Genomic DNA, 15186 nt, shown 5'->3' with positions numbered 1-15186 from the left:
AGCACGCGCATGCCGGGCTTGATGTTCAGCTTGGCGGCGAGGTGCGCCTTCTTGTCGAGCTGCGCCTGCTCGAGGCTGTCGTCGGGGTTCAGGAAGTAGGCGCACGTATATTGTCGGTCCTCGTCGAGGAAGAGGTCGTAGAGCGCGTTCCCCACGTCGTAATGATGGGCGACGTTCCGCTTCGAGCGACGTTCCCAGTTGACCTGGTCCACCTTCCGCAGGAGGCGTTTGGCGCGGTTTTTGCCGAGATTCGCCCCTCGCTCCCAGCGAGCGTTTGAGCGGATGAGGTCGAGGAGGTCGAGTATCTCGCCTCGCTCCATCACCAGTCGCCCGTCCATATAGGCTTCGGCGGCACCGAGCCGCGGATCGCTGACGATGTCGAAGGCGGCGCGGCGATCGGTCAGGCGGAAGGCCACGGGTGGCCGCTCCGGATCCCGCGATCCGAACCTGTGCTCACGCCCGTCTGCATCGATGACGATGAGTTCGCCTTTACGGACGACGCGGTTCAGGAATTTGCCGAGCAGCCACATGGCCCTCACCCGAATTCAATTGCTTCCAATGCTAAAGAAAGGTCCCGCTCCCGAAAAGGCTTTTGCAGGACGGGGTAAGAACGGAACTCCTCGATAATGCCTTTGATGCCGTAGCCGGTGGCGAAGAGGAAGGGGATGCCGCGGTCGCGAAGGATGGCGGCGATCGGGAAAGAGGGCGATCCGGCGAGGTTCACGTCGAGGAGCGCGAGATCGAATTCGCCTTCCCGGGCCAGCGACATGGCCGGCTCGACGCGGCTGGCAAGGCCCGCCACTTCATGGCCGAGGTCGAGCAGCATATCCTCGATATTCATCGCGACAAGCATCTCGTCCTCGACGATCAACACGCGGAGCCGCCGCTCAGCCAAGCTCCGCCTCCCGTGCCTGGATGGCCTCAAGCGAGGCCTCGATCACGCAGCAAAGGCCGTCCGGCTCGAAATGGAGGGTCGCTGTTCCGCCTAGATCGGCGGCAAGGCCACGCTCGATCAGGCGCGAACCGAAGCCGCGGCCCACCGGCGCCTCAACTGGCGGGCCGTCTCGCTCCTTCCATTCGAAACGGAGCGTGTCGCCCTCCGTTCTCCAGGAGATCGACACCCTGCCGCCATCGTTCGACAGAGCGCCATATTTAATTGCGTTGGTGCTGAGCTCGTGCAGCGCCAACGCAAGGGCGAGAGCGGCGCGGGGCGCGAGCCAGATCGCCGCGCCCTCCATGTCGATCCGGGTGCGCTCTCCGGCCAAAGGCGCGATCGAGTCGGCGACCACCCGGTGCAGCGGCGCGCCTTCCCAATTCTGCTCGGTGAGAAGATTGTGGGCGTTGGAAAGCGCGAGCAGCCGCGCCTCGAACCGCGACCGGGCCTCGGTGAGCGAGATATTGCCTTTCAAGGTCTGGAAGGCGATCGCCTGAACCGTCGCCAGCGTGTTCTTCACCCGGTGGTTGAGTTCGTTGATGAGGAGGCGCTGATGCTCTTCCGCGACTTTTTGCTCGTGAATGTCTTCAGTGGCGCCGTACCAAAGGACGATCTCGCCTTTCTCGTCGCGGCGAGGATAGGCGCGGGATCGGGCCCAGCGATAGCTGCCATCCCGCATCTTTACGCGGTGCACGATGTCGTAGGGGTCGCCGGTCGCGATGCAATGGCCCCAAGCTTCGAAGGTGCGCTGACGATCATCGGGGTGGAGGCCTTCCGCCCAACTTTCCCCAGTCCCCGGCGTACCGGTCCAATCGAGCCAACGTCTTGAGACGCGGTTCAACTGGCCGTCCGGAAGCGAGGTCCAGCTCACCTGCGGGTTGAGCTCGACCGCGTGCCGGTAATGGTCCTCGCTCGCGCGGAGCCGTAATTCCACCTCGGCACGCTCGACGGCAGCCCAGGTGCTGTCGGCGACGTCGCGCGCCAGTGCTATTTCCCACGGCGCCCAACGCCGGGGCTCGGCGGCGTGAAGGTAGAAGAGGGCGCGAAGCTTGCCCACTCTAAGGAGGGGCACCACGATCAGCGACCGCGTATTGATGCCTTCCCAAGTGGCGTAATGTTCGGGCGTCGTGACACGCGCGTCTTCCCGATAATCCTCGATCACCAAAGTCTCGCCGGCCCGCAACGTATCGATCACCGCTGGACCAAACGCGTCCATGATGCGGCTCTCGCCCGCCAGGCTCGGCATGTGCTCGCCGCGGGTCCAGTCGCGGCGCACAATCACCTGCTGACCCGCAGGATCGATCTCCCCATACCCCGCTCGGTCGATGCTGAGATGCGCGCCGAGCATTGACGCCGCCTCCATCTTGACCTGCTCAGGGCTCGATATGCTCCGCAGCCGTTCGGACAGGGCCACTTGGAATGACAGCCGCCGTTCGTTCGTGACAGCCTGAGTGACTTCATTGCCCTGGTTGAAGATGCCCGCAACCTTGCCGGTCTCATCGACGATGGGCGTGAAGCTGTAGTTCCAGTAGGTCTCATGGGGGACGCCATCTCGGACCATTGGCAGCATCTGCTCGAACGCGGACATTCCCTCGCCGGTTTCGATCACCTTCCGGAATTCCGGCCCGACGACTTCCCAGATGTCCGACCAGACTTCCGCCGCCGGACGGCCCAAGGCCCAGGGGTGGCGCTCAGCCGGAATAGGCGCCCAGGCGTCGTTGTAGAGAAGCCGAAGCTCCGGCCCCCAGTAGATGGCCGTCGGGAAGGCGCTGTGCTCGGCGATATTGAGTGCGAGCCTGAGGGCGGCGGGCCATTGCTCCATCGGCCCGAGTGGGGTCGCCGCCCAGTCATGGGCACGAATACGAGAGCGCATGTTTGCGGCTTCGCCTTCGCCGATTTCAAGAACAGGAGACGAGGCCATAGACGCTACGCGGTTCTCCACCACCTAGTTACCCCGCCCGGCGAGCGGTGATAACGGCGAACTATTAAAAGACAAGAAGCGGCAGGCAGATAGGGCCGCTCAGCCAAGGGCGGCGAGCTTTTCCTCGGCGAGTCTGTCGAGTTCGGCACGGCTCTTCTTCTCCGCCGCGGACTTCAGCTGCCCACAGGCGGCCATGATGTCGCGCCCGCGCGGGCGGCGGATGGGGGCGGAGATTCCAGCTTCAAAGATGATGTCACTGAAGCGTTGCACCCGTTCGTCTGACGAGCATTCGTAGGGGGCGCCGGGCCAGGGGTTGAACGGAATGAGGTTCACCTTGGCGGGAAGCTTGTACTTCTTGATGAGGCGGACCAACTCACGCGCGTCATCGTCGCTGTCGTTCTTGTCCTTCAGCATCACATACTCGAAGGTAATTCGGCGGGCATTGTTGGCGCCTGGATAGGCGGCGCAGGCGGCGAGCAGCTCCTCGATCCCGTATTTGCGGTTGAGGGGCACGATCTCGTCGCGCACTTCCTTCGTCACCGCGTGCAGCGACACGGCGAGGTTGACGCCGATCTCCTCGCCAGCCCGCTCCATCATCGGAACGACGCCGGAGGTCGAAAGGGTGATGCGCCGCTTGGAAAGGGCAAGCCCGTCACCGTCCATCACGATCTTCAGCGCGTCGCGGACATTGTCGAAATTGTAGAGCGGCTCGCCCATGCCCATCATCACGATGTTGGAGAGCATGCGCCCTTCCGGCTGCGACGGCCATTCGCCGAGCGAGTCCCGCGCCAGCATCACCTGCCCCACGATCTCGCCTGCGGTGAGGTTGCGCACCAGCCGCATCGTGCCGGTGTGGCAGAAGCGGCAATTGAGGGTGCAGCCGACCTGGCTCGAGACGCACAAGGTTCCGCGGTCCGCATCGGGGATGAAGACCATTTCGTAATCGTGGCCGTCCGGCGTCTTTAAGAGCCATTTTCGGGTGCCGTCGGTAGACACCTGCTGCACGACCACGTCGGGGCGCCCGATCACGAAGCGATCCGCTAACCAGGCACGCTGCGGCTTGGCGATGTCGCTCATCGCTTCGAAGCTGGTGGCGCCGCGATTGTAGATTTGATGCCAGATCTGCTTGGCGCGAAGCTTCGCCTGCCGCGCATCGAGCCCCGCTTCTTCGAGTGCGGCGCGAATTTGGTCGCGCGAAAGGCCGACAAGGTCCAGGCGCGCATCGTCCGCGGTCATCGGCGGACGAGGCACGGGGACCGGATCGATATGTCCGGGGATGGGCATCGCGGCTGTCATGATCGCGCCCATGTAAGGAGGAATGCGGCTTTTTTCCAGCCGTTTCAGGTCCGTGTGCAGGCGATCGCCGCGGCATCGACGGCGGTTGCGGCGCCGCGCAGATGGTAGCGGTCCCGAATGAGGCCGCCGCGCACCGAGCGGCTGTCCACCACCATTTCGGTTCCCGTCCTCATGGCGGTGACGATTTGCCGGTCCGCTGCCCCATTCGCAGTCCAGGCATCCTGCCCGCCGCTGCGGAGCTGGAACAGCTTCCCGTCGATGCGGAGGATCACGGCCGATCCAGCTCGCTTCGGCTGGCTGAGCCGGACATGGAATTGGGAGCGGATATTCCGAACGGGCCAATAGCTGACGGTCGCCCATCCCGATCCCTTGAGCCGGTCCGGAAGATTGTGCGGCTGCCCGATCGCGTAGCATTTTCCCGGCCTTTGATCGCGAAAAGCGCCCCACCCGAAAAAAATTCCGAGCGGCACCCGCTGCGCATGGGCCGGAGCCGTAACGATCAGCGAAAGAAGGAGAAAAACTGACGGCCGCATTGCAGCAGGACGATCAACGCATCGTGATCACAACGCAACAGAAAACCGCGTTTATCCGCCATTCATGGAACATTTTGCAGCTGCGAACGCTGGGTGCCACCGTTCCTTCGGGACCCTGTAATTAGTGGAGTTGATTAATGCGTAAATATACTTTTGCCGCGCTTCTCGCGGCTACCGTTGCCACCCCTGCTCTGGCTCAGGAAGCCGCACCGTTCACCGGCCTTCGCGTGGAAGGCATTGTAGGCTATGACCGCGTCGGCGTCGAGGATCTCGACGACGATCAGGACGGCGTGACCTACGGTGCGGGCATCGGCTATGACGTTCAGTTCGGCGCGGGTGTTGCCGGCGTCGAAGCCGAAATCACAGATTCGACCGTTGACGAGTGCCAGTCGGGCGTTCTCGTGACCGGCGACGAGCTCTGCGCTCAGGTCGGTCGTGACATCTATGTTGGCGGCCGCATCGGCACGCTCGTCGGCGCCAACACGCTCCTGTACGGCAAGGCCGGCTACACCAATGCCCGCCTGCAGACCGAATATGATCCGGTCACCGGTGATAACGTCGAGGAGGGCGATAACCTCGACGGTGTCCGTCTTGGTGCCGGTCTGGAGCACGCCATCGGTCCGAACAGCTTCGTGAAGGCGGAATATCGCTATTCTAACTACGAGTCCGGCTTCGAGAAGCATCAGGGAGTAGTCGGCATCGGCTTCCGCTTCTAAGCACTCAAGCCAAAGTAGTACTTTGGCTTGGCAAGAGAGAGGCCGGGGACTTGTCCCCGGCCTTTTTTCGCCGACGCCAATAAGGCTCTAGCGATGGCGCAAGAGCCGCTTTAAGGTTCCCGCCAAAGCACCATTTGGGGGATCTCATGAAGGCGACGATCGAACGGGCCACGCTCCTTAAGAGCCTCGGGCACGTCCAGTCCGTGGTGGAGCGCAGGAACACGATACCCATCCTGTCCAACGTCCTCATCGAAGCGACGGCGGACGGCGCGATCCGGCTGATGGCGACCGACCTCGATCTCCAGGTTAACGAGACGGTTGAAGCCAATGTGACCGATGCGGGCGCGACCACGGTTTCTGCCCACACCCTGTTCGACATCGCCCGGAAGCTGCCGGAAGGGAGCCAGGTCGAGTTGACCGCCGCCGAGGGCAAGATGCAGGTCGTCGCCGGCCGCGCCCGCTTCAATCTCGCGACGCTTCCGCGCGACGATTTCCCGGTGATCGCCGAAGGCGAGCTTCCGACCCAGTTCGAGCTTCCGGCCGCGACGCTCCGCCAGATCATCGACAAGACGCGCTTCGCCATTTCGACCGAAGAAACCCGCTATTATCTGAACGGCATCTTCATCCACGTGTCGGACGAGGATCAGCCGGTGCTGAAGGCGGCCGCGACCGACGGCCACCGTCTCGCCCGCGTCACCGTTGCCCGTCCGGAAGGCGCGCAGGGTATGCCGGACGTCATCATTCCGCGGAAATGCGTCGGCGAGCTCCGCAAGCTCCTCGATGAAGTCGACGGCACGGTGCAGGTGTCGCTGTCGGAATCGAAGATCCGCTTCGGCCTCGGCAATGCGATCCTGACCTCGAAGCTGATCGACGGAACCTTCCCGGATTACAGCCGCGTCATCCCGACCGCGAACGACAAGCTGCTCCGGATCGATCCGCGCAGCTTCGAAGAAGGCGTCGACCGCGTCGCCACCATCGCCAGCGAGAAGACGCGGGCGGTGAAGATGGCGCTCGACCGCGACAAGATCACCCTCTCGGTCACAAGCCCGGAGAACGGAACCGCCGCGGAGGAAGTGCCGGGCGATTACGGCGCCGACAGCATGGAGATCGGCTTCAACGCCCGCTATCTCCTCGACATTCTCGGCCAGATCGAAGGCGACACCGTCGAAGTCCACCTCGCGGACGCCGCCGCCCCGACCCTGCTTCGCGAGAATGATAAGGCGCCCGCGCTTTATGTGCTGATGCCGATGCGGGTATAAATATCGGGCCGGAGTGGTACTTCGGCCCTGCAATGCCCGCACTTACTCGCCTCTCCCTTACAAACTTTCGCTCCTACTCCGATGCGTTGATCGAGCCGGGCCCCCGCTTCGTCATCCTCACCGGTGAAAACGGCGCGGGGAAAACGAACGTGCTGGAGGCGGTGTCGCTGCTTTCGCCGGGGCGGGGGCTGAGGCGCGCGAGCCTTTCGGAAATAGCACGGACCGACGGGCCGGGCGGCTTTGCCGTGGCGGCGCGGCTTAGCGACGTAGAGATCGGTACTGGGACGAAGGCTGCCGCGCCCGAGCGGCGGCAGGTGCGGATCAATGGGGCTGCGGCGTCGGCGAACAGCTTGAGCGAATGGCTGTCGGTGTTGTGGCTGACTCCAGCGATGGACCGGCTGTTCAGCGAGGGTGCGAGCGGGCGCCGGCAATTCTTCGACCGGCTGGTGCTGGCGCTGGAGCCGGGCCATGCCGGCCATGCCACGCGCTACGAGGCGGCGATGCGCGCCCGAAACAAGCTGCTGGCGGAGCCTGACAGTGCCGACCCCTCCTGGCTTGCCGCGCTCGAAGCCGGAATGGCGGAGCATGGCGCGCTTCTCGCGGAGGCGCGGGAGCGAACTTTGGCGGCGCTGCAGGAACGGCTGCGGGCGCAGGTGGAGGGCCCGTTTGCCAGGGCGGGTCTCGCCTTCGATCGCTGGCGGCCTGAAGCCGCCGATCTGGCGGAAGCGCTCCGCCAGGCGCTGAAGGAGGGGCGCGGCCGCGACGCGGCGGCCGGCCGGGCGCTGACTGGGCCGCACCGAACCGACCTCCTCGTCACCCATCTCGGCAAGGGGCAGCCGGCGGAGCGCTGCTCGACCGGCGAGCAGAAGGCGCTCCTCCTGTCCATCACCCTCGCCCATGCCGATCTGGTGGCGGAGAAAACCGGCCAGCGGCCCATTCTCCTCCTCGACGAAGTGGCGGCGCACCTCGATCCCAGCCGCCGCGCGGCTCTGTTCGAGCGCCTTGCAACGGGCGGAGGACAGGTGTGGATGACAGGCACCGAACCGTCGCTTTTCAGTGCGGTTTCCGGCGATGTTTCGTGGCTGGCCGTGCGGACGGGAAAAATCGTTCAAGAACAGAGGCTTGCTGGCGGCGAAAACTAGCCGGATCGCGGCCTTTTTCCTTGGGTTTTCGTCACTCCGTCGCTATATCCTATCCATGGCATCTACACCTCAAAATTCGGAATATGGCGCGGAATCTATCAAGGTTCTGAAAGGCCTCGACGCGGTCCGGAAACGGCCTGGAATGTATATCGGCGATACGGACGACGGTTCGGGCCTCCACCACATGGTGTTCGAGGTTTCGGACAATGCGATCGACGAGGCGCTGGCGGGGCATTGCGATCTGATCCGCATCACTCTGAATCCCGACGGCTCCGTCTCGGTCGAGGATAATGGCCGCGGCATTCCGACCGGAATCCACAAGGAAGAAGGGGTGTCGGCGGCCGAGGTCATCATGACCCAGCTCCACGCCGGCGGTAAGTTCGAGAATACCTCCGACGACAATGCCTACAAGGTGTCGGGCGGCCTCCACGGCGTCGGCGTTTCGGTGGTGAACGCGCTGTCCGAATGGCTGGAGCTCACCATCTGGCGGGACGGCGAAGAGCATTGGATGCGCTTCCGGCACGGCGATGCCGAAGCGCCGCTTAAGGTCACCGGGGCTGCCGGCGACAGGAAGGGGACGAAGGTCACCTTCCTGCCTTCGCCAGAAACCTTCAAGATCACGGAATTCGACTGGGACAAGCTTGAGCATCGCTTTCGCGAGCTCGCCTTCCTCAATTCCGGCGTGCGCCTGATCCTCACCGATGCGCGGCACGAGGAGGAGAAGGCGGTCGAGCTATACTACGAGGGCGGAATCTCTGCCTTCGTCCGTTATCTCGATCGCACCAAGACGGCGCTCATCCCGGATCCGATCTCCGTCACCGGTCAGCGCGACGATATCGGTATCGAGGTCGCGCTGGAATGGAACGACAGCTACTACGAGCAGGTCCTCTGCTTCACGAACAACATTCCGCAGCGGGACGGCGGCACGCATTTGGCCGCTTTCCGCGCGGCGCTGACCCGCACGCTGAATAATTATGCGGAAAAGTCGGGCGCGCTGAAGAAGGAGAAGGTGAGCCTTACCGGCGACGACATGCGCGAGGGGCTGACCGCCATCGTCTCCGTGAAGCTGCCGGACCCGAAGTTTAGTTCGCAGACCAAGGACAAGCTCGTTTCGTCCGAGGTGCGCCAGCCGCTCGAGAGCCTGATGGCCGACAAGATGTCGGAATGGCTGGAGGAAAACCCGCAGCACGCGCGCACAATCATCCAGAAGATCATCGACGCCGCGGCGGCGCGCGAAGCGGCGCGGAAGGCGCGCGAGCTTACCCGGCGGAAGGGCGTGATGGATATCGCCTCGCTCCCCGGCAAGCTTGCCGACTGTCAGGAGCGCGATCCGTCCAAGTGCGAACTGTTCCTGGTCGAGGGTGACTCGGCCGGCGGTTCCGCCAAGCAAGGCCGCAACCGCGAGGTGCAGGCGATCCTTCCGCTGAAGGGCAAGATCCTCAACGTCGAGCGGGCGCGGTTCGACCGCATGCTGTCGTCGAAGGAAGTCGGCACGCTTATCCAGGCGATGGGCACCGGTATTGGCCGCGACGATTTCAACATCGAGAAGCTGCGCTATCACAAGATCGTGATCATGACGGACGCCGACGTGGACGGCGCCCATATCCGCACGCTTCTCTTGACCTTCTTCTACCGGCAGATGCCGGAGATCATCGAGCGCGGGCACCTCTATATCGCCCAGCCGCCGCTCTATAAGGTCGCGAAGGGGCGCTCCGAGGTTTATCTCAAGGACGACGCCAAGCTCGACGATTATCTCGTCGACGCGGGCATCGGAGCCATGGTTCTGGAGACGCCGGACGGGCCGCGTTCGGGTGAGGATCTGCGGTCGCTTGCCGAGCATGCGCGCCGCGTGCGGACATTGATGCGCTACATTCCACGCCGCTACGATCCCGCGATCATCGAGGCGCTCGCACTGTCCGGCGCGCTCGACCCGGCCGTCAAGCCGGAGCAGCACCGGTCCGCGATCGAGCGCGCCGCCGCCTGGCTCGACGCGGGCGACGAGGAAGGCAATTGGTCGGGCGAGATCGGCGCCGACGGCAATTACGTTCTGAAGCGGCTGTGGCGCGGCGTCACCGATTATCATGTGATCGACCACAAATTCACCGTCTCTGCCGAGGCGCGGAAGCTCCACACCTTAATGAAGGAGCAGGCGGCGACCTACGCCAGGGCGTCCCGCCTCCTGTCGCTCAAGGCCTCGGCGGCCGCCAATGAAGGCGACGGCCAGACGGATGACGAGGACGAGCCCCAGACCAAGGTGGAGGGCGTTCCGAGTTCCGACAGGGCGCCGGACGCGCGCGGTGTGCTGGTGCGCCGGCCGATCGAGCTTCTGGAGGCGATCCTCGCCGCCGGGCGGAAGGGCCTGTCGATCCAACGCTACAAGGGTCTCGGCGAGATGAATGCCGACCAGCTCTGGGAAACTACGCTGGATCCCGAAAATCGCTCGCTTCTCCAGGTCGAGGTCGCGCAGGCGGACGTCGCCGACGAGATCTTCACCCGCCTGATGGGTGACGTGGTCGAGCCGCGCCGCGACTTCATCCAGGAAAATGCGCTCAGCGTCGCCAACCTCGACGTCTGAGCACTAGCGGGCGGCAGAGGCTCAGTCCCGGCCGCCGCCGCCGCTATTCTGGGATCCGGTGCGGCTGTTTTCGTTGCGGTTATCGCGCTGCTTCTTGTCGCCGCCTTTGTCTTCCTGCTGCCACTGGTCGAAATCGCCCTTCTTCTTGTGATCGGTCATCAATGCTCTCCTTTGGTTGGAGAACAGTGGAGGAGGGGCTTTCGTTTCAGGCGGCGCGTGCGCCCAATGCCTTTTGCCGCCGCCGCTGAACTGATGAGCCGATCCCCATTGCCTCGCGATATTTGGCGACGGTGCGGCGGGCGATGTCGAAGCCCTTGGCACGGAGCAGATCGACCAGTTGGTCGTCCGACAGGATCTTGGCGTCCTCGGCACCGATAAGCGCCTTGATGTGACTCTTCACCGCTTCGGCGGAGACGGCATCGCCGCCGTCGGCGCTCTGAATTCCGCTGGTGAAGAAATATTTGAGTTCGAAGAGACCGCGGTCGCAGGCGAGATATTTGTTGGAGGTGACGCGGCTGACGGTCGATTCATGCATCCCGATCGCTTCGGCGACGGCGCGGAGCGTCAGCGGCTTCAGATGCTCAACGCCGTTCCGGAAGAAGGCGTCCTGCTGCTTGACGATCTCGGTCGAGACCCTGACGATGGTGCGGGCGCGCTGGTCGAGCGCCTTCAGCAGCCAGTTGGCGCTGGCGAGGCATTCGGACAGCCATGCCTTCGATTTCCGGTCCTGCGGCCCGCTTGCAAGCTCGGTATAGTAGGTGCGGTTGATCAGCAGCTTCGGCAGCGTCGCGCCGTTGAGTTCGATCGCCCAGCCGAGGCCTTTCCGGGCCACGAACACATCGGGCACGATCGCGTCGGCGCCATCTTCGTTCTGCTGGAACTTGCAGCCGGGCTTGGGGTCGTAGGCGCGAAGCTCGCGGATCATGTCCGCAAGATCTTCATCGTCGACACGGCAGATGCGCTTCAACGCGGGGAGATTGCCCTTGGCGAGATAGTCCAGATTGTCGATCAGCCGCGCCATGGCCGGATCGTAGCGGTTCGCGTCCGTTGCCTGCAGCGCCAGACACTCGGAAAGCGAGCGGGCGCCCACGCCAGGTGGATCGAAGGTCTGCACGATCCGGAGTACCCGCTCCGCCTCTGCCAGAGGCACGCCGAGGCGCTGCGCTATATCGCCGAGGGCGGCGAGAAAATAGCCCGTCTCCTCAATCTGCTCGATGATGTGGGCGGCGATGATCAGGTCCGTGCCGGAAAGGCATTCCCCCGCCTGCGCCATCAGGTGATCCTGAAGCGAAATCTCGCTGGCGGCGAAGCTGTCGAAGTCCGGACCCTCACCCGATCCGCTTCCCACATCGCCGGAAAGGCCGAGCCCGCCATCAAGGCCGAGTGTGGCGTCGGCTGTGCTGTCCTGATGGAAGTCTTCGCTATTGTAGTCGACGTCGAGCGGCGCATCCGCACCGGCGTCACCTGATAGAACGAGTTGATCGACCGTCGCCGGTTCTTCGCTTTCGAAATCGGAGTCTGCCTCTGTCGCCTCCGACGGCGCATCCTCGTTCTCGCCCGCGCTTTCGAGCAGTGGATTGCGGTCCAGCTCCTCGGCGATGAAGCTTTCGACTTCAAGGTTGGAGAGCGCCAGCAGGCGGATCGCCTGCTGAAGCTGCGGGGTCATTACCAGTGACTGGCTTTGCCTGAGATCGAGGCGCGGCCCGAGCGACATGGCTACAGCTCGAAGCTCTCACCGAGATAGAGCCGCCGGACATTCTCGTCGGCGACCAAAGCTTCGGGGCTGCCCGCGAACAGCACCTGTCCGTCGTAGATGATGCAGGCGCGGTCGACGATGTCCAGCGTCTCGCGGACATTGTGGTCCGTGATGAGAACGCCGATGTCCCGTTTCTTCAATTCGCCGACGAGGTCGCGAATGTCGGAAATGGAGATGGGGTCGATGCCGGCGAATGGCTCGTCGAGCAGCATGATCGAGGGATTGGCCGCCAGCGCCCGCGCGATTTCGCAGCGCCGTCTCTCGCCGCCTGACAACGCCATGGCCGGAGCGTCGCGGAGATGCTGGATGCTGAATTCGTCCAGCAATTGCTCCAGCCTTTGCGCTCGTGCATGCCGATCAGGCTCCGCCACCTCCAGCACCGCCATGATGTTCTGCGATACGGTGAGACCACGGAAGATCGAGGTTTCCTGCGGGAGATAGCCGAGGCCCAGGATCGCGCGCCGATACATGGGGAGGCCGGTGATGTCCTTCCCGTCGAGGAGGATACGGCCGCTGTCGGGCTTCACGAGGCCCATCACCGAATAGAAGCAGGTGGTCTTGCCGGCGCCGTTCGGCCCAAGCAGACCGACCACCTCGCCACGGTTCACGTCGAGCGACACGTCCCGGAGCACGGATTTGCGGTCATAGGACTTGGCGATCGAGATGACGGACAGGCCGCGCACATCCGCACGCGCTTCCGGCTGCCTTTCGATGGTCGTTACGTCGTTCATCCCTGCCTTGCCCTATAGTCGCCCGCCTGCCGGAGCGCGACTGGCAGGAATCCTGCATGACTTTGCCTGCCGGGTCCAGCCGTGAAGCGCCTAAGTGGTTCAGATTATGGGAGTCGCGCCCCTAATTCGTCCGCTGCGGCACGGTGAAGACGCCGGTCACCCGGCCGCCCTCGCTCCGCGTTCCGACAGGCGCCGCGCCGCCGCCGTCCATGACCGCGCGTCCGCTGTCGAGATCCAGCACCAGCCGCCCGCCGTTCACCCGCGATTCTCCGCGCGTCAGCGTGACGTTGCCGATCATGGTGATGAGGCGGCTGTTGAGGTCGTAGATGGCGAACTGGCTCCGTGCCGTTTCGGACGGGCTTCGAAGCGTAACGCCGCCGGACGCGTCGATCCGCTCGATCTCGATGCCGCCTGCATTGGTGTAGGCGAGTGTGATGCGAGCCGCATTCAAAGTAAGGTTGCCCTGCTGCGCGACGACATTACCGGAGAAGATCGCCCGATCCGCGCGGTCCTGAACCTCGATCCGGTCGGACGCCACGTTGACGGGTGCGTTGCTGTCATGGCCCTGAAGCGCCGATGTCGCGCCCTGGCTGAAGGCGGGCGATACCGCCAAAGCTGCCAACGCGGTGCCGCCAAGGGTGAGGGACAGGACGAGGCCTTTCATCCTGCTCATCTGAGGCCGCCCTGGACGATATGCAAGCGGGCGCGGCCCTGAAGCGTCACGTGGCGCTCGGGAAGGCTTGCCGTCATGCTATCGGCGGAGAAGCGGCCGAGCGGGATCTGTCCTTCGACGCGGCCGGTGCCGGTAACGGTGCGGTCGTTGAGGTTGACGGCGACGTCCCGGGTCTGCAGCCGGTAGCCGTCGGCGGCGGTGAAGAGGATCGGGCCAACGACGTTCACCGTCTCCCGCTCGAGATCGTAGCGCCCGCGCTCCGCCTCAATCGTGGCTGGCCCTTCGTCGAGGCGAATACCGGCGCGCATGCCGTTGATCTCGACAAGCGGATCGCTGGACGTCGCTTGGATGGCCGAGGCGGCGCTGATCGTGAAGGGGCGGCCGCGCGCGTCGAGGCCCTGATAGCGCGCTGCCTGCACCCGCATCCGTTCCTTCGCGACGTCGACCTTGTTCTTGTCGAGGATGAAGCTGATTTCCTTCGTCTTCTGAAGCGGAGCGAGCGCGAGATAGGCGGCTAGGAGGCCGATCGCGATCGGGAGCGCGAGCTTCAGAACGCCGATCAGGAAGTCGTGAAACCCGCCGGGCGCGGCCCAGCTGCGCTTTACCAGCCGTTCCCGGTCCGCAAGCTCAGACATGGGCGAAGATGTCCACCTCCGCCCAGCCGGCGAGGTCGAGCAGCGCCCGGTGCGGCAGGAAGTCGAAGCAAGCCTGGGCGAGCGCCGTCCGGCCCTCCCGCTCCAGCCGCTCGTCCAGTTTCTCCTTCAGCTGGTGGAGATAGCGGACGTCCGAGGCCGCATAATCCTTCTGCGCGTCGCTGAGGTCCGGGGCGCCCCAGTCGGACGTCTGCTGTTGCTTCGAGATTTCGTTGCCGAGGAGCTCGCGCACCAGATCCTTGAGGCCGTGCCGGTCCGTATAGGTGCGGATCAGGCGCGAGGCCGTTTTCGTGCAGTAGACGGGCGCGGGCAGCACGCCGAGATAGGCCTGGATCGAGGCGATGTCGAAGCGGGCGAAATGATAAATTTTGAGCCGCTGCGGATCGCCGAGCACCGCCTTCAAGTTCGGTGCGGCGTAATCGCTCCCCCTGGAGAAGCGCACCAGATGCTCGTCGCCGCGGCCGTCGGCGATCTGGACGACGCAGAGCCTGTCGCGGCTCAGCTGCAGCCCCATCGTCTCGGTATCGACGGCGACGGGGCCAGGGGCGAGCACGCCTTCCGGCAGGTCTTCTTCGTGGAAATGAACGGCCATAGGGCCCCGCATAGGCCGAAGCGGCCCGCGCCTCAATGCTTTGGCGCGCGGTTGCCCACTCGGTCTGCCTCCCTTACATGGCAGAGCGCCGGTGCTGGCGGGGAGACAATATGGAAATGGCCATCTTTCAGGTGCTCGACCTTCTGCTGCGGGTACTCACCTATATCATCATCGCGCAGGCGATCATCAGCTGGCTGGTCGCCTTCAACGTCATCAACACTCATAACGATTTCGTACGCTCCTTCCTCGGTGCGCTCGATCGGATCACGGAGCCGCTCTACCGGCCGATCCGGCGCATCCTTCCGGACTTTGGAGGTATCGACTTCTCCCCGCTCGTTGTCCTCCTTCTTATCTACGTCGTCCGCATCCTGCTCGCCGGCGTTGCTTCCGAAATGGCCTATTGAT

The 15186-nt window shown here is 64.0% G+C and carries 16 protein-coding genes; 5 read left to right on the top strand and 11 right to left on the bottom strand.

The window, feature by feature from the left end; translation table 11 throughout:
- The 5 genes from VGD10_RS10975 to VGD10_RS10955 form a co-directional block, all read right to left on the bottom strand.
- Positions 1-530, bottom strand: a 530-nt coding sequence (locus VGD10_RS10975; RefSeq protein WP_331040862.1) for a class I SAM-dependent methyltransferase, incomplete at its 3' end; no start/stop codon positions are given.
- Between the two features lie 5 nt (positions 531-535).
- Positions 536-895: a response regulator gene (locus tag VGD10_RS10970; RefSeq protein WP_331040857.1), complete on the bottom strand. Its 360-nt coding sequence runs from the start codon at positions 893-895 to the stop codon at positions 536-538.
- Entirely contained in the window at positions 888-2807 is a 1920-nt protein-coding gene (locus tag VGD10_RS10965) for a sensor histidine kinase (RefSeq protein WP_331040856.1), read from the bottom strand. The genes VGD10_RS10970 and VGD10_RS10965 overlap by 8 nt, the downstream gene beginning before the upstream one ends.
- Positions 2808-2954: 147 nt before the next feature.
- Positions 2955-4151, bottom strand: a complete 1197-nt coding sequence (gene rlmN / locus VGD10_RS10960; protein WP_331040855.1) for a 23S rRNA (adenine(2503)-C(2))-methyltransferase RlmN — start codon at positions 4149-4151, stop codon at positions 2955-2957.
- Positions 4152-4195: 44 nt separating this feature from the next.
- Positions 4196-4684, bottom strand: a complete 489-nt coding sequence (locus VGD10_RS10955; protein ID WP_331040854.1) for a hypothetical protein — start codon at positions 4682-4684, stop codon at positions 4196-4198.
- A gap of 137 nt (positions 4685-4821) precedes the next feature.
- Between VGD10_RS10955 and VGD10_RS10950 the strand changes: the two genes are divergently transcribed.
- The 4 genes from VGD10_RS10950 to gyrB all read left to right on the top strand — a co-directional run bounded on the left by VGD10_RS10950 (position 4822) and on the right by gyrB (position 10376).
- Positions 4822-5400 (top strand): porin family protein, encoded by a 579-nt coding sequence (locus VGD10_RS10950; RefSeq protein WP_331040853.1) that lies wholly within the window; start codon positions 4822-4824, stop codon positions 5398-5400.
- Between the two features lie 146 nt (positions 5401-5546).
- Positions 5547-6659, top strand: coding sequence for a DNA polymerase III subunit beta (gene dnaN, locus VGD10_RS10945; RefSeq protein ID WP_331040852.1), 1113 nt, complete (start codon positions 5547-5549; stop codon positions 6657-6659).
- A gap of 32 nt (positions 6660-6691) precedes the next feature.
- Positions 6692-7801, top strand: a complete 1110-nt coding sequence (gene recF, locus VGD10_RS10940; RefSeq protein WP_331040851.1) for a DNA replication/repair protein RecF — start codon at positions 6692-6694, stop codon at positions 7799-7801.
- 55 nt (positions 7802-7856) lie between these two features.
- Positions 7857-10376 (top strand): DNA topoisomerase (ATP-hydrolyzing) subunit B, encoded by a 2520-nt coding sequence (gyrB, locus tag VGD10_RS10935; RefSeq protein WP_331040850.1) that lies wholly within the window; start codon positions 7857-7859, stop codon positions 10374-10376.
- Positions 10377-10397: 21 nt separating this feature from the next.
- Here the strand turns inward: gyrB and VGD10_RS10930 are convergent, their stop codons facing one another.
- From VGD10_RS10930 to VGD10_RS10905, 6 genes are all read right to left on the bottom strand, one after another.
- Positions 10398-10535, bottom strand: a complete 138-nt coding sequence (locus VGD10_RS10930; RefSeq protein ID WP_331040849.1) for a hypothetical protein — start codon at positions 10533-10535, stop codon at positions 10398-10400.
- Positions 10536-10581: 46 nt separating this feature from the next.
- Positions 10582-12090 (bottom strand): RNA polymerase factor sigma-54, encoded by a 1509-nt coding sequence (gene rpoN, locus VGD10_RS10925; RefSeq protein ID WP_331040848.1) that lies wholly within the window; start codon positions 12088-12090, stop codon positions 10582-10584.
- Between the two features lie 2 nt (positions 12091-12092).
- Positions 12093-12863 (bottom strand): LPS export ABC transporter ATP-binding protein, encoded by a 771-nt coding sequence (lptB, locus tag VGD10_RS10920; protein WP_331040847.1) that lies wholly within the window; start codon positions 12861-12863, stop codon positions 12093-12095.
- 121 nt (positions 12864-12984) lie between these two features.
- Entirely contained in the window at positions 12985-13527 is a 543-nt protein-coding gene (locus VGD10_RS10915; RefSeq protein ID WP_331040861.1) for an LptA/OstA family protein, read from the bottom strand.
- 5 nt (positions 13528-13532) lie between these two features.
- Positions 13533-14171 carry an LPS export ABC transporter periplasmic protein LptC gene (locus tag VGD10_RS10910; RefSeq protein WP_331040846.1) on the bottom strand — a complete coding sequence of 213 codons (639 nt, stop codon included), beginning with the start codon at positions 14169-14171 and terminating at the stop codon, positions 13533-13535.
- A complete protein-coding gene (locus VGD10_RS10905; protein ID WP_331040845.1) occupies positions 14164-14781 on the bottom strand; it encodes a ribonuclease H-like domain-containing protein in 618 nt (205 codons plus the stop codon). Before VGD10_RS10905 ends, VGD10_RS10910 begins: the two co-directional genes overlap by 8 nt.
- Before the next feature lie 110 nt (positions 14782-14891).
- Between VGD10_RS10905 and VGD10_RS10900 the strand changes: the two genes are divergently transcribed.
- On the top strand, positions 14892-15185 hold the full coding sequence (locus VGD10_RS10900) for a YggT family protein (protein WP_331040844.1): 294 nt from the start codon (positions 14892-14894) through the stop codon (positions 15183-15185).
- Position 15186: the final 1 nt, after the last annotated feature.

Origin of the sequence: Allosphingosinicella sp. (assembly GCF_036402135.1) — a bacterium.
Taxonomy (GTDB): domain Bacteria; phylum Pseudomonadota; class Alphaproteobacteria; order Sphingomonadales; family Sphingomonadaceae; genus Allosphingosinicella.
This window is presented reverse-complemented; position numbering and strand designations above follow the sequence as displayed.